The following is a 13,632-nucleotide window of genomic DNA, read 5'->3' on the forward strand; positions in this document are numbered from 1 at the left end:
CAACCAAAACCGTGCTATACTCCAACACGGTGCCAAACCAAGGTGAGTTCGTAACGATCGGCGCGTCAGCGTTCAGAAGGTCGAAGCGACTCGCCATTTTTTTGTGAGCGCGAACCGGCGCGTTCAGAAGCCGGAGTGTAAGTGGCCTTGGGCGTGATGGCGGTCTTTGCCATTGCGCCCAAGGTCCTTACACGCAGGCTTTTGCGCCGGTGAGCGCGTTATAGAAAGCAAAAGACAACCCCGCAATTGCCCTAAATAGAAACGCTCCTTAATGCCCCGTCTCCATCAACCACCACCCCAAAACAAAAACCGCAACCAACACTACCGGCTGCGGCCAAACAAACGATTCAACTGAGCAAGACGTCGCTGATACCCCAAGTTTCAGGACGCCGGCTCAGTGTCTAACTTTTTGGACTTAGCGCGTGCCGTTAATGCTTCCCAATTAACCAGCGGCAGGTGTGCCACGGCACCCAGGATTAAGATCAGTGACCAAGTGAGGATCAGACTCATGGTGACGTCGCCGGTAAAGTGGGCAAGAATCCGGACGCGGGTGTAGGCCATGATGGCGCCGTAAGCAAAGGTGAGCCAGAAAACCAGACGTTGGCGCTTAGGCTTGTCGCGGTCTACGAACCAAGTCATGGTGAGGATCGTTGCGGCGGTTTGCGTATGACCAGATGGGAAACTCATGTGGCCGTTTGCCCCGTTTGGATGGAACCAACTGGTGAAGTGCGCCGGGTTGCCATTTAATTCGTACGGACGGAAGCGGCCCCAGAAGGTTTTCATCGCGTTTACAATCTGATCGGACATGATGCAGACTAAGGTGGCCACAAGTGCGACCTTCAATAAGTGACGCAGCTGTTCGTCGCTTTTGTGCGAGAGCCAATATTGACTGCCGGCAAAAACCGCAACGTAAAGCACAATGAACAGAATGAGACTGGTCGCACCAGGCAAGGCAAGCTTGCTGCCATCGGAATTGGCCATTCCCATCGGCTTGCCTGCGTTGATGTCGTTGAGCGATGTGATTACCATCGTCATCGCATATTTCAGATAACCGGCCCATAATTCCCAACCGGCGTAAATAACACTACCAATAACCATCAGCGTGCGAACGTACCACGCAAGTTGCGAAGAGCGCAGCGCATAGTGACAAACAATATTGCAACTGATCATAATAATCAGCGGTGCTGTCCACAGACCGACATCTTGAAAGAGTGTGGCGAACGGATCGTTCATATCGCCAATGGTTTGTGAAATCTGCCAGTCAAAACCGGCCGCTGTAGCTAACAATAAAAGTAAAATACCAGCAACAATCAGAAAAATATGTTGACGGATCGGAGCGTTTAACTTTTGCGTTTGGTCCATTTTTATACCTCCCTTGTACTTTGAAAATAGCACAGAGTTTGCAGAAAATGGGCGGATTTACGCGACCTGTACGCAACATTTAAGTCACCGATACGAAATTTACAGAGGCTCAGGCAAAGTAGGGTTCGTTAATCGTTAATTGCCGCTGGTCAAAGTCAACGGTTGCCTGTAAGCCGTACGGTAAAATGGTGCGTGGGTAAGCGTGACCGAAGTTGAGGTTGTATAGAATCGGCGTTTGATAAGAAGCCGTTACGTCCAAAAGCACTTGTTGGTACTCGGTAAAATAAGTTTCATTTTGTGGCTTGCCAACCAAAATGGCGCGTACTTGTTGCAGGACGCCGTGATCATCGAGATGTTGCAGGAATTGGCGATACATCGCTGGATCGATTTTTTCCTCAGAGGTTTCAATGAAGAGGATTTTGTCTGCCCAGGATTGCGGGAAAAGGTGATACTTCTCGGCAACTTGCGGCTCATCGGAATAGCGGATAGGATATAGCAAATCGTGAAGGCTATCGAGGCACCCGCCGAGCAAGGTACCGGTGACACGGCCATGACCGCGTAAGGTTAAGTAGCCGTGCTGCTCCGGATGGGCCTTGCGCGGCACCCCTAGCTGATCAGCGGAAAAATCGGTTCGCTCTTCATACCATGTCGGACTGGATGTGATCGCCGTGGTCGCCGGGTTTTCAAAGAAATGGTGAAAACTGGCTGCCGTGTAAGGCAATAACTGCTTATCCAGTTCGGCCAGATCGTTCAGGAAGTTTGGCCCATAAAAGGTGGTCATCCCCAGCTGGTAGAACATGAGATGATCGATGGTCGTGTCAGAAAATCCCGTGAAAATTTTCGGGTGATTTTTGACCGCTTCAATAAATTCCGGGTCATCAAGTAGATACGGCACGATTCGATAAGTATCATCGCCGCCGATCGCACAAATAATGCCTTTGATATCTGGATCGGTCATGGCCGTTTTTAAATCCGCGGCCCGTGCTTCGGGATGGGCTTTTAAATACGCCTGTCCGCGTAAAGCGTTGGGCATAAAACGCGGGACCAGCCCCATTGCTTCAAGGCGTTTGGTTCCCAGTTCCCGTTGGTGCTCGGCAAAGGCCTCCCCTAGTGTCCCCGCGCTCAGACTGACAATGGCAACTTGATCATGTTGATGCAACTTCGGTGGTTTAATCATTTAACATGCCTCCTTTGGCAATGATTGAGTCCATTATTCATGATAGGTCAGGCACATGCAAGCAGGATTGATTTTCGCGATTCGTTAAAGTTGTGTTTCCACCCGGTATGCTGGTAAGATCGAAGGGTAGCTAGTGAATGCGTGAACGAGGGGATAAATCATGTATACCATTCAAACTGCCGCAACGGTTGGGGCAAGGGGCACGGTGATCACGATTGCACCGCCGATTGAACGGATTCGACCAGGTGATCCGATTCGGCTTAATGGCAAAAGGGTTGGCAGAGTGCGCGCGATTGAGAAAGCCAATCATCCGCACCATGTTAACGATAAGCCGTGTACCGGATTAGTGATCACGATTCCGGTTAAACCAGGTGACACCATTGAGTTTCCGCAATCACCACGCAAGTCATAACGCCAGCAGATTGGCGGGCGGCGCAACTATTTGATGAATGTGAATAAGCATCCGCATTCATTTAAATAAGTGCAACGCAAAAAAATCGGTCTTAACCCACAAGGACTCGTCAGGCGAGTTTTTGTGGTTAAGACCGATTTTTCAATGTAGATGAGCTAGTCGGCTGACGCGGCCGTCATAATGCCGGCTTCAGTCATCCCGTCTGCATACAGTTTCAACTTGCCATTAATAATGTCCATGACAAGATCGCCATATTCAACACCGTCTGCTTCGGCTTCTTGTGGCAAAAGCGATAGCGGCGTCATGCCAGGCAGGTTGTTGGCTTCGATGACCCATACGCCTTTATCGTTGGCAAAGAAATCGATGCGGCCATAGTTTTGTAGGCCTAAAACATCCATGGTTTGCAGCGACACATCTTTCATCGCCTGATGGACGTCTTCATCTAAATCTTTTGGCGGGGTGATGAAGTCGGTGTATCCGGCTTGGAACTTGTGCTTGAAGTCATACCAGCCAGAATGGACTTTAATCTCGATGGCCGAGAAAGCGTGCCCGTTGACAACGCCCAATGAGAATTCGCGGCCTGGCGTGAATTCTTCAACAATCGCACTATTATCGAAGCGGAAAACGTCAGCAATGCCATTTTCCAGTTCTTCCTGGTTGTGGGCGATGTGCGTGCCGACACTGGAACCGCCAGACGTTGGCTTGACGACGACCGGAAAATCAAACGGCACCTTATGTTCGCCAAGCTGATTCCGTTTGAATTCCTTAAACGCAGCGGTCTGGATCCCGTGGTACAACATGATCTCCTTACTGAAGACCTTGTTCATGGTCATCCCTGAAGCCAGCGGACCGGAGCCGGTATATTTGACATTGTTCAGATCCAGCGTTGCCTGAACCTTCCCGTTCTCACCGTCCCCGCCGTGCAAGGCCAAAAAGACAATGTCTGCGGCTTTGCAGATCGCCAAAACATTCGGCCCAAACAGCTGCGTGCTGCCATCGGTCCGTAACTTATTGATGTCAGCGTCAGTCAGGATGGCATCCGAAATCTTCAGATCCTTACTGGTGTTGGCGTCGTCAAACACCTGGTCGACCGTCTTTCCTTCGAGGTCGTAGCCAAGAAACAGGTCAATAAAGGTGGCCTGTTGCCCTTTTTGTCGCAAGGCGTTTGTGATCCGGTAGCCGCTTGAAATCGACACATTGCGTTCCGTGCTCCGGCCGCCTGCTAAAACGACAATTTTCATTGATAGTACCTCCACGTATTATCCGAGTTTGATAGAAACTACAGTTTAGCACAATCCGGTCTAACCGGCGAGAACGGCGCTTGGATTTGCGGTAAAATTAACCGAAATGAAAGGGATTACTAAAATTCGAATCGCCTTAAATTTGAGCAAAAAACTGCAGCAATGTTAACGAGCGCAGTCTAAGGAGGTCACCATGCAATATTCGTGGTTAACAATGTCCCATCATCGTTACTTACTGGTAGCTGATCAGGGGAAACTTGTCTTTGTCGGGTCGCCTGATGCTGACTTGCAAGAAGCAGAGCACTATGTAGACGGGCCGTTTGAGTTTAATGACGAGGCGATGGAACCGTTTCAAACCGCCCTGACTGCTTACCTCACAGGAAAAACGAAGGCAGTGATGGTGCCGATAGCCTTTCATGGCACCGCGTTGCAGCAAGATGTCTGGCAGTACTTGCTAACGATTCCTTATGGCCAGACCAGAACCTATGCGCAGGTCGCAGCAGCAGTCGGTCACGACCGCGCATTTCAGGCAGTCGGGCATGCGGTTGGCCAGAACCCGCTTATGATGGTGATTCCTTGTCATCGGATTTTGCGCAAAGACGGCGGGCTAGGCGGTTTTCGTGGCGGCTTAGCGTTGAAACGCAAGCTGCTGGCGCTTGAACAAGGGGAACGACCACTCTTTTGATCATAGCGGGAATTTCCATAATTTTTTAAAGGGCGATGCGAAAGGTTCTATTTTTATATCAGGATCTTGTATACTGGGTTAGACAAACTAAAAACAAGGGGATATTGAGACATGAAGATTATCGCTTACGGTGCGCGGGTGGACGAGATCCAATATTTCAAGCAGTGGGCCAAGGAAACCGGCAACACGCTTGAGTATCATACTGAGTTCTTGGATGAGAACACTGTCGAATGGGCAAAAGGCTTTGACGGGATCAACTCGCTGCAAACAACGCCTTATGCAGCCGGTGTTTTTGAAAAAATGCATGAATACGGCATCAAATTTCTGGCGATCCGTAACGTCGGCACCGATAACGTTGATATGGCGGCCATGAAGCAATATGGTATCCGGTTAAGTAACGTTCCGGCCTATTCACCAGCGGCCATTGCCGAGTTTGCCTTGACCGATACGTTGTACCTGTTGCGTAACATGGGCAAGGTCCAGGCACAGCTGCACGCAGGCGATTATGAAAAGGCCGGCACCTTTATCGGTAAGGAACTTGGCCAGCAAACGGTCGGCGTGATGGGCACCGGACACATTGGCCGGGTTGCGATCAAACTCTTTAAAGGTTTTGGCGCCAAAGTCATTGCCTACGACCCGTACCCGATGAAAGGCGAACATCCGGACTTTGAGTATGTCAGCTTGGAAGAGCTCTTCAAACAAAGTGATATCATCGATCTTCACGTTCCCGGTATCGAGCAAAATACCCATATCATTGATGGAGCGGCGTTTGATTTGATGAAACCCGGCGCCATTGTGATCAACACGGCCCGGCCAAATCTGATTGACACGCAGGCCATGCTCAGTAACCTTAAATCCGGCAAGCTAGCCGGTGTTGGCATTGATACTTATGAATATGAAACCGAAGATCTGTTGAACCTAGCCAAGCACGGCAGCTTCGAGGATCCGTTGTGGGATGAACTGCTCGGCATGCCAAACGTTGTCCTCAGCCCACATATCGCGTACTACACGGAAACCGCGGTGCACAACATGGTTTACTTCTCACTGCAGAATCTGGTTGACTTTTTGACCAAGGGTGAGACGAATACGGAAGTAACGGCGCCGGCGAAGTAAGGATCAGAAGGTTAGACCAGCCAAGCGAAAAGAGTGGTTAAGATCAGATTTAAGCTGACGACAAAAAGGATTATTTGGATTTGCGCATTTGGCGGGTATCTTTTCGGTGAGCTTACCGGTCGCCTAGCCAAAATGGTAAATAATACCGTATTAGCATGGAGCATCAACATCGGCTCTATTGTCGTTGCATCATCGATCGCTTACGTATTCGGTCACCACTTTGACAAAAAGAAGAAGTCTAGCTCTCAAGCATGACACATTAAAACGCGCTGCTTCCTGTATATTAGGGAGCAGCGCGTTTTAATGTGTCAGGTTCAAATAGATCTGCTTGTGACACTGTGTCACTTATTTTTAGGTTACGCCACCAGCATTTATTTCAAACAAACGGCCGGAACTGTGCCAGCACAAAGCCAGTAATGGTCACCAGTGCGAATGCAGCAAGCGCGCTCCACAAGATGGCCTTACTAAGGTGTTGTTGCTTTTTACCCGCAAAGGCAACTTCGATTAACCCGATTAAACCAATAGCCAACAAAATTTTAACGACTGTCAGCAAAGGGTTGCGGTCGAATGCGAAGCGCATCAACACGACGCCGCTTACGATCGAAACCAGGTAACAAACGCGCGCGATCATCGTCCACATGACAAACTGCCGCGTGTGACTGAAAATGGCGATTCCGGCTGCGACTGCCAGCACTGCCCATGAAATAAGATGTAGCCAAAGCCACATAAAGAAAACCTCCCCTAAATCAGCAAAAGTATTAGTTACACTATACCGCTTTTTCTGAAAAAACGGACGATATTTGGGTGTTGCCAGTAAAACACGAACATTAACGATGACTTTTTGAAAAATAAACGTATTTTCTATTGCAAGTTGCGGTGTTCTTCGGTAAACTTTTCATATTCAAAGTTTAGGGGAGCGTGTCATGGAAAACTTTTTTCATTTGAAGCAAAATAAAACCACGCCGATGACCGAGGTCATGGCGGGGCTGACCACATTTTTTGCAATGTCATACATTTTATTCGTTAACCCTCAAGTACTGTCACAAACCGGGATGCCGGCGCAGGCAGTTTTCCTCGCGACGATCATCGCGAGTGCGGTTGGCACGTTGGTTATGGGATTGTTCGCCAATGTGCCTTATGCTTTGGCACCGGGCATGGGCCTGAACGCCTTCTTCACGTACACGGTTGTCTTCGCCCTTGGGTTTAGCTGGCAGGAAGCCTTGGCGCTTGTCTTCATCTGTGGTGTGATTAACATTTTGATCACCGTCACGAAGATTCGGAAATTGATCATTGTGGCGATTCCGGAAACCATTCAACATGCGATTGGTGGTGGTATCGGGGTTTTCGTTGCGTATATCGGGATCAAAAATGCCGGTTTTCTGCAGTTCACCTCCGAAGCATCAAGCATTAACACGATTAATGGTCAGCCACTGAAGGCCGGTGCGTTGACCCTCAAACATGGGGTTGAATCAGTTGTTTCAAACGGTGGGATTGTGCCGGCACTGGTTAATTTCACTCAGGCCGGTGCCGTGTTGGCCTTGATCGGGTTGGTCATCATGGTCATCTTGAATGTCAAAAAGGTGCCTGGTGCAATTTTAATCGGGATTCTGTTGACAACGATTATCGGGATTCCGATGGGCGTCACCGATTTGCATCTCAGTGCCGCAAATTCCTTTGGCAGCACGTTTGCATCGCTTCAAACAACCTTTGGCGCGGCTTTCTCGGCTAAGGGGATGGGTTCGCTGTTCACGAATCCGGATAAAATCGTGCTGTCCATCATGACGATTTTTGCTTTTAGTTTCTCGGATATTTTTGACACGCTGGGCACCTTCATCGGAACCGGCCGACGTACCGGGATTTTCTCTGATGCCGATGAGCACGCTCTGGAAGAAGGATCAGGCTTTTCATCGAAAATGGATCGGGCACTGTTCGCCGATTCGATTGCGACGGGCGTTGGGTCGATCTTCGGAACCAGTAACGTCACCACTTATGTTGAAAGTGCCGCTGGTATCGGTGCCGGTGGTCGAACCGGTTTGACTTCGGTCGTTGTTGCAGGGATGTTCCTGATTAGCTCGATTTTCGCGCCGTTTATCGCCATTGTGCCGACACAGGCGTTGGCACCGGCGTTGATTCTGGTCGGGATTATGATGATGAGTACCTTCAAGGAAATCGAATGGGAAGATCTGTCCCAAGCCATTCCGGCGTTCATGGCATCGATCGTCATGGGCTTTGTCTATAACATTTCATACGGCATTGCGGCGGGCTTCATCTTCTACTGCCTGATCAAGCTGATCACCGGTAAAGCCAAGGAAATCCATCCGGTTCTGGCGGTGGTCACCGTCGGCTTCATCCTGAACTTTGTCATTCTCGCAGCATTATAAAAGCACGTAAAAACCACTGTCAGGCGGCAGTGGTTTTTGCGTGAACGCGTTCCAAAGCGTGGACTATTTTGGACGCTCGGTGAAATGCCGAATCTATGCTATGCTCATCTCGAGGTGATTAAGAATGGCTCTTAAAGCAATTTTCCATTTAGATACAACTGGGCGCTGGCCCCATCTGGCTTCGAATCTGACTAACTTTTTGACGGCTGAGCCAAATGCTGATCTGGAAGTTCTGGCGAACGGCGATGGCATTACCGTTTATTTTGATCAGGAGGTTGTCGATTTCATTGCTGCCCATCCGCAGGTGAAGTTCTTTGCCTGCCACAACTCGCTAGCGCAACGCCACTTGGATGAAAAGCAGTTGCCGGCGACCGTGGCAATCGTCCCGGTTGGTGTGGTTAAACTGGCGCAGGCGGAAACAGCCGGTTATGCGTACATTAAGCCATAAAGTAACTTAAGGTTTCACTGCTGGTTGTGGTTCCGTGTTGAATGGCACGAGATTGCGCTCGATGGCGGCGCGCTGATCTTCCAAAAACGGCGGTAATTCAAGGTGAACGCCAGCTTGTTCGTAGGTTTCATCAAGCAAGAAGCCTGGGCCATCGGTGGCAATTTCAAAAAGCAGCTCAGGAATCGGGCGGAAATATTCAGACGCAAAGTAGAATCGATCGACGAAGCCGGAAGCATCCAAGCCGGCTCCGCCGATTTTTTTGATCCAGTATTGCAAGCTGTCGCGATCATCCGTCCGAAATGCAAGGTGGTGAACACCGCCAAATCCTTGATAGGCAGCAGGAATCAAACGTTGATAGTCAATGATCACTTGCGCACCATGACCGCCGTGATTTAGCTCAAGTAAAGTATATTGGCCGTCTTTGGCGATCTTTTCAAAGCCAAGTAGATCGGTCATGATGCCGATAAGTTCCTCATAGTGATCGGTGGTAATGTATTCGGGACCGAGGCCGCCGATCGCAAACTCCGGCGGCACGGGTGAATGCCGCCACGGGGTACTTGCCGGGATGCCGTGGTTATGTTCATCGCTAATCAGCTGATATTGTTGGCCATCAAAATCGTGAAACGGCAATATTTTGGCACCGAATAGTTCGGTGATCGCGTCATGGCGCACACGTTGCTCGTCAAACCGTTTGACCCAATAATTGAGAGCATCATCAGAGGGCACGCGAAAACTGGTGCGGGCAATTTCGTTGTTGCCATGCTGGGCTTTTTGGATGCCCGGGAAGTCGAAAAACGTGATGTCCGTTCCCGGGGTGCCCATGTCATCCGTGAAATACAGGTGGTAGGTGCGCACATCGTCTTGATTAACGGTTTTCTTAATGAGATGGAGACCTAGAATACCACTCATAAAGTGAAAAATCCGTGGTGCGCTTGACGTAATAGCGGTTAGATGATGTAAACCGGTTAATTGATTATGCATGATGGGCACTTCCTTTTACTTATATTTAGTAAGTGAAAGGTACCATGCTGCCCAACATATTGCAAGGGCTTGCGTTTTCCTTAAGTTGATTAAGCTCTTTTCAAAATGTTGTACTCGGTCGCGATCTGGCCCTAACGACATGATATGCTCACCTCATTAACGTAAATCCAGGTAAAGGAGCCCGAGGCGAACATGTTTAACTTTTTAGATAATCCAGATGAATATAAACGGTTGATGAAAATGGAAATATTGATCACGGTCGTTGCCGTGGCTGCCAGTGTCGTGCTCTTCAACTTTGGCGTGCTGACTGGGGCCTTGTTTGCGACCATCGCTGCTGCATTCTTCTTGATGGACGCAATCGTCGAAGGACTGCGACTGTTAGGAGCATCACGCGGATTCAGCCGCTTCATCGGCACGGCTGTCGCGATCCCGGCATTGGCAGGCTACTTGGCGGTGATGATCGCCCGCTTCCCAATTGGCATAGCATGACGGGCGTGAAGGTATCAGCGGCATAACAGCTGACCAAGCACAAGACCACTCAAAAAGCGATCTCCAACATGGGGATCGCTTTTTGAGTGTCGCTGGATTGATCTGATCAGTGCTAGGCCACTTTAAAAATGGAACTCCTCTTTATCCGCCACCGCTTCGGCCGTGAGTTCATAACGAACCAGCGGCACCTTACTGCCATCGGGGAGGGTTCGTTCATGCCGATAATCGCCAACCTGCGTGAAGAAGTTGTCGGTTAATAACTTCGCAGCACGGTCATTACTTGCTGGCAAAATGACATAAACCCGTTTAAGACCAAGTTCGAAAAAGGCAAAGCCAATCATGCGCTTAAGCACTTCACTCATAATGCCTTGCCCTTGATAAGCAGCTAAAGTTTCAAAACGAATCTGGGCAACAGTCTTCTTCTCGCTAAAGTTCCAGATGCAGAAGCTGCCAAGAAAATCATTCGTGCTCCGGTCTTTAATGCCATAAAGCAAGGCATTATTACTCATCACCAGCCGCATCGAACGATTAATGTAACGCGCAGTATCCGTAATCCCTTGGTCAAATTGACGCCCGGACTCCGCGGCAATCTGCTGATCAGCTCGCAGCTGAAAAACGTCTTTAATCTTAAAAGTCGTCAGCCAGTCCATCGTGTAATGAACCGACATAATTGGATGGTACTTTTCAAAACTCTGCATAGCTTTCCTCCATGATCATGGTGATGACGTAAGCTTACCATAAAAGAGGGTGAGCGTGAGCCGGCGCGCTTAGGAGTCGGAGTGTAAGTGGCCTTGGGCGTGATGGTCGGGCTTTGACCATTGCGATCAAGGTCCTTACACGCAGACTCCTGCGCCGGCGAACGCGTTATGGAGAAAGGACAAGTCACACGCATCCAGAAACCAAATCAAAAGTGTCCTCAGGCGTGATGGCCCGGTTTTGACCATTGCGCCCAAGGTCCTTACACGCAGACTCCTGCGCCGGCGAACGCGTTATGGAGAAAGAGCACCCCGGCACCTTGCCGTCACTCCCAACACGGGCTCATTGTAAATGGCATGAACCATTACCACCCGATTTACGAACCGCACCTATCTGCCGTTATAAAAGAAATGGTTTGCGGTTTGTTTTTAACGATTATGAGTAATTTGTGAAAATGTTCTTTAGCAACCATTAAAGAACATTTTCACAAATTGATCGCAGCTGACCGGACTAACCGAATTAAATTGACGCCGTTTTCAAGCTGATTTTTAAAATCTTGTATACCAAGGAAATTAACGGGATTAGCCGTTATTTTTTTATTTTTTAAGCCTATAAATAAAAACTGAAAATGACAAACGTCAGAACCGCCTTATATAATCAATAACATTGAGAAAGGGGTGAAACAAATGAAACAGTTTTTTTTTGGCTTTTGTCAGGTGTCATGCTGTTGCAACCACTTACATTAAATGTCGGTTCACAGGCAGCTTCATCAGCACCTAGCCCAGTCTTAAATGAAGCTTCGGTTTCACAACCGGATCAACAGGCGCCATCTACTAGCTACGAAAGCAAGCTTGAGACAAGTAGCGAAGCATCGACGAGTTCAAATCAAGCGACCGCGAGCAGCACCAACGCGGCGTCTTCCAGTCAGCCGATCGCAAGCGATACAACTCACGAAGCGCTAACTGATCAAGCTGACGACGCAGCGACCTCGAAGCGGCGGCAAAAAAGAGCAGCACCCGCAACAAGCTCCAGCCAATCCTCACCTTTTCTAGTAGGAACTGCTCAAGAATTGGCAGCCGCCATTAAAAGTGGTGAAACGCATATTCGCTTAACCGCTGATATCAATATTGGCGCCGCCGCTATCCCGGTGCGCCAGTCAGTCACCATTGATGGCGATCACAAATACACCTATATGTACAATGGCGGCCTAAACTGGCACCGCGGCATTTATTTTGCGGCCAGTGGCATCCAGATTACGTTTAAAAATATTAAAATCGGCAAGGCTTCTGTTAAACATTCAGCTAATAACTACTACGGCATTGCGCCGGCAGACAATAGTATTAAAAACAGTCAGATCATCATTGAAAATGTCGACTATTACTCAGATTATGGGGCGCAACCGATTCACATTCGCGATAAAAGTAACCAGATTATTTTCAAAGGCAAAAACAATTTTTATACGACGAAGAACCCGGGGTCAATCCTCATCCAGGAATTTGCCGAAGCCACTAATTTTTTATTTGAAGAAGATTCGGACACCACCATCACCTTAGCCAAAGGCGAGGTTCTGGGAACCTTTTGGCCGTCAACCGGGCCGTTGAATCTGGAACTAAAGAAGCGAGCGCGGTTGAAAGTCGATACCACCAATGCGCTTGTCTACACCGGCATCGGCGCAATCCACAACAACCGTATCGTCATTGGCGAAGAGGCGGTTCTGGATGTTAAGACGAATAGAACGGACGCTGGTAACTTAATGTTCTATAACCACGATTTGACCATCGATGTTCAAAAAAATGGCCAGTTGTTGGCTGAAACGGTTAGTGCAACTAACTTCAATAGTAACTCCAGTATCAATCTAGGGCCTGGGGCGAAAGCAAATTTAAAAAACGTCAATGGTGATTTCTTCAAGAAAGGGAAAGGCATCATTACGCTTGATAACGCCGATGAATTAACACTTGAAACCGGAAAATGCGGGGGAACGAGTCCCACCGGTTTGGTTTCCAGTAAGGCCAATGTGCGGCTTGAACCTTTTAACCAAGAAACAAAAGGGTACGGGGTGCATGCTGACGGTCAATTACTGGCAACGCAAACCGGTGACGATGATTGGATTTTTAACGGTAAGCATGTAAGTCGGCAACCAACAGCACTTCCCACTGATGTTGCAAACCAGGTGGGCAATGCTTCGGTTTTTAAATTAAAGCGGCAAGTGGTTCCGAAACCAGCAGGCAAGCTAGCCGTCATCAGCGTGCCGGATCTGGATTTTGGTAGTCAAACGGTCACGGGATTGACACAAATATTACGGCCACGCGTTCAAGGCAGCTTGAAAATTGAAGATTCACGCACGAATGGCTCCCAAAAGTCACGCCTCTATCTCAGAATGGCGCGCCCGTTTAAAAACGGCAATGTGGATGCGACTCGGTGCTTAACCTATACGAATCAGGCCGGTCAGGAACAAACTCTGTCCAGTCAGGCGATTCTTGCTGAAGTCAATGTTGGTATCACCGAACGCGATGTTAGCAGTGAATGGAATACCGCCATTGACAGCTCAGCTCGCGGGTTCAAATTGACCCTGCCGATTGAAAAGCAAAAAATCGGCAGCTTTTCGGGGGAACTGGACTGGTCACTGCAAGACGTGCCAGGAAATTAA

General features: G+C 48.9%; 13 protein-coding genes. 7 read left to right on the plus strand and 6 right to left on the minus strand.

Going from position 1 to position 13,632, the window contains the following annotated elements; all coding sequences use genetic code 11:
* Positions 1-381: 381 nt before the first annotated feature.
* Together LACPH_RS00695 and LACPH_RS00700 are read right to left on the minus strand one after the other, a co-directional pair.
* Positions 382-1,362 (minus strand): phosphatase PAP2 family protein, encoded by a 981-nt coding sequence (locus tag LACPH_RS00695; protein WP_274784163.1) that lies wholly within the window; start codon positions 1,360-1,362, stop codon positions 382-384.
* Positions 1,363-1,471: 109 nt separating this feature from the next.
* Positions 1,472-2,539, minus strand: coding sequence for a S66 family peptidase (locus LACPH_RS00700; protein WP_274784164.1), 1,068 nt, complete (start codon positions 2,537-2,539; stop codon positions 1,472-1,474).
* Positions 2,540-2,699: 160 nt separating this feature from the next.
* On the opposite strand from LACPH_RS00700, the gene LACPH_RS00705 reads away from it, so the two are divergent.
* A complete protein-coding gene (locus LACPH_RS00705) occupies positions 2,700-2,951 on the plus strand; it encodes an MlaD family protein (RefSeq protein ID WP_025013727.1) in 252 nt (83 codons plus the stop codon).
* A 155-nt stretch (positions 2,952-3,106) separates the two neighbouring features.
* On the opposite strand, the gene LACPH_RS00710 is transcribed toward LACPH_RS00705, so the two are convergent.
* Positions 3,107-4,192: a D-alanine--D-alanine ligase family protein gene (locus LACPH_RS00710; protein WP_274784165.1), complete on the minus strand. Its 1,086-nt coding sequence runs from the start codon at positions 4,190-4,192 to the stop codon at positions 3,107-3,109.
* Positions 4,193-4,385: 193 nt separating this feature from the next.
* Here LACPH_RS00710 and LACPH_RS00715 point away from each other — a divergent pair, with 193 nt between their 5' ends.
* Together LACPH_RS00715 and LACPH_RS00720 are read left to right on the plus strand one after the other, a co-directional pair.
* Positions 4,386-4,877, plus strand: a complete 492-nt coding sequence (locus LACPH_RS00715; RefSeq protein WP_274784166.1) for a methylated-DNA--[protein]-cysteine S-methyltransferase — start codon at positions 4,386-4,388, stop codon at positions 4,875-4,877.
* Between the two features lie 111 nt (positions 4,878-4,988).
* Entirely contained in the window at positions 4,989-5,990 is a 1,002-nt protein-coding gene (locus LACPH_RS00720) for a D-2-hydroxyisocaproate dehydrogenase (RefSeq protein WP_274784167.1), read from the plus strand.
* 376 nt (positions 5,991-6,366) lie between these two features.
* Here LACPH_RS00720 and LACPH_RS00725 read toward each other — a convergent pair whose 3' ends face one another.
* On the minus strand, positions 6,367-6,717 hold the full coding sequence (locus LACPH_RS00725; RefSeq protein ID WP_274784168.1) for a YisL family protein: 351 nt from the start codon (positions 6,715-6,717) through the stop codon (positions 6,367-6,369).
* Between the two features lie 196 nt (positions 6,718-6,913).
* Here LACPH_RS00725 and LACPH_RS00730 point away from each other — a divergent pair, with 196 nt between their 5' ends.
* Both LACPH_RS00730 and LACPH_RS00735 read left to right on the plus strand, forming a co-directional pair.
* Positions 6,914-8,371, plus strand: a complete 1,458-nt coding sequence (locus tag LACPH_RS00730; protein ID WP_049172953.1) for an NCS2 family permease — start codon at positions 6,914-6,916, stop codon at positions 8,369-8,371.
* Positions 8,372-8,495: 124 nt separating this feature from the next.
* Complete coding sequence (locus tag LACPH_RS00735; protein ID WP_274784169.1) at positions 8,496-8,819, plus strand: DsrE family protein; 324 nt, start codon at positions 8,496-8,498, stop codon at positions 8,817-8,819.
* Positions 8,820-8,825: 6 nt separating this feature from the next.
* Here LACPH_RS00735 and LACPH_RS00740 read toward each other — a convergent pair whose 3' ends face one another.
* Positions 8,826-9,800, minus strand: coding sequence for a ring-cleaving dioxygenase (locus LACPH_RS00740; RefSeq protein WP_274784170.1), 975 nt, complete (start codon positions 9,798-9,800; stop codon positions 8,826-8,828).
* Positions 9,801-9,992: 192 nt separating this feature from the next.
* Between LACPH_RS00740 and LACPH_RS00745 the strand changes: the two genes are divergently transcribed.
* Positions 9,993-10,289, plus strand: a complete 297-nt coding sequence (locus LACPH_RS00745; RefSeq protein WP_087911329.1) for a hypothetical protein — start codon at positions 9,993-9,995, stop codon at positions 10,287-10,289.
* Between the two features lie 122 nt (positions 10,290-10,411).
* On the opposite strand, the gene LACPH_RS00750 is transcribed toward LACPH_RS00745, so the two are convergent.
* The gene (locus LACPH_RS00750) at positions 10,412-10,987 is read right to left on the minus strand and encodes a GNAT family N-acetyltransferase (RefSeq protein WP_274784171.1); all 576 of its coding nucleotides are present in this window, start codon (positions 10,985-10,987) and stop codon (positions 10,412-10,414) included.
* A 707-nt stretch (positions 10,988-11,694) separates the two neighbouring features.
* On the opposite strand from LACPH_RS00750, the gene LACPH_RS00755 reads away from it, so the two are divergent.
* Complete coding sequence (locus LACPH_RS00755; protein ID WP_370531186.1) at positions 11,695-13,632, plus strand: pectate lyase-like adhesive domain-containing protein; 1,938 nt, start codon at positions 11,695-11,697, stop codon at positions 13,630-13,632.

Origin of the sequence: Lacticaseibacillus parahuelsenbergensis (genome assembly GCF_030770265.1) — a bacterium.
Lineage (GTDB): Bacteria > Bacillota > Bacilli > Lactobacillales > Lactobacillaceae > Lacticaseibacillus > Lacticaseibacillus casei.

Excerpts from the sequence above, each read along its gene's own strand:
- LACPH_RS00720 (WP_274784167.1), top strand. The coding sequence starts at position 4,989 with ATGAAGATTATCGCTTACGGTGCGCGGGTGGACGAGATCCAATATTTC.
- LACPH_RS00745 (WP_087911329.1), top strand. The coding sequence starts at position 9,993 with ATGTTTAACTTTTTAGATAATCCAGATGAATATAAACGGTTGATGAAA.
- LACPH_RS00695 (WP_274784163.1), bottom strand. The coding sequence starts at position 1,362 with ATGGACCAAACGCAAAAGTTAAACGCTCCGATCCGTCAACATATTTTT.
- LACPH_RS00705 (WP_025013727.1), top strand. The coding sequence starts at position 2,700 with ATGTATACCATTCAAACTGCCGCAACGGTTGGGGCAAGGGGCACGGTG.
- LACPH_RS00700 (WP_274784164.1), bottom strand. The coding sequence starts at position 2,539 with ATGATTAAACCACCGAAGTTGCATCAACATGATCAAGTTGCCATTGTC.
- LACPH_RS00710 (WP_274784165.1), bottom strand. The coding sequence starts at position 4,192 with ATGAAAATTGTCGTTTTAGCAGGCGGCCGGAGCACGGAACGCAATGTG.
- LACPH_RS00730 (WP_049172953.1), top strand. The coding sequence starts at position 6,914 with ATGGAAAACTTTTTTCATTTGAAGCAAAATAAAACCACGCCGATGACC.
- LACPH_RS00735 (WP_274784169.1), top strand. The coding sequence starts at position 8,496 with ATGGCTCTTAAAGCAATTTTCCATTTAGATACAACTGGGCGCTGGCCC.
- LACPH_RS00725 (WP_274784168.1), bottom strand. The coding sequence starts at position 6,717 with ATGTGGCTTTGGCTACATCTTATTTCATGGGCAGTGCTGGCAGTCGCA.
- LACPH_RS00740 (WP_274784170.1), bottom strand. The coding sequence starts at position 9,800 with ATGCATAATCAATTAACCGGTTTACATCATCTAACCGCTATTACGTCA.
- LACPH_RS00715 (WP_274784166.1), top strand. The coding sequence starts at position 4,386 with ATGCAATATTCGTGGTTAACAATGTCCCATCATCGTTACTTACTGGTA.
- LACPH_RS00750 (WP_274784171.1), bottom strand. The coding sequence starts at position 10,987 with ATGCAGAGTTTTGAAAAGTACCATCCAATTATGTCGGTTCATTACACG.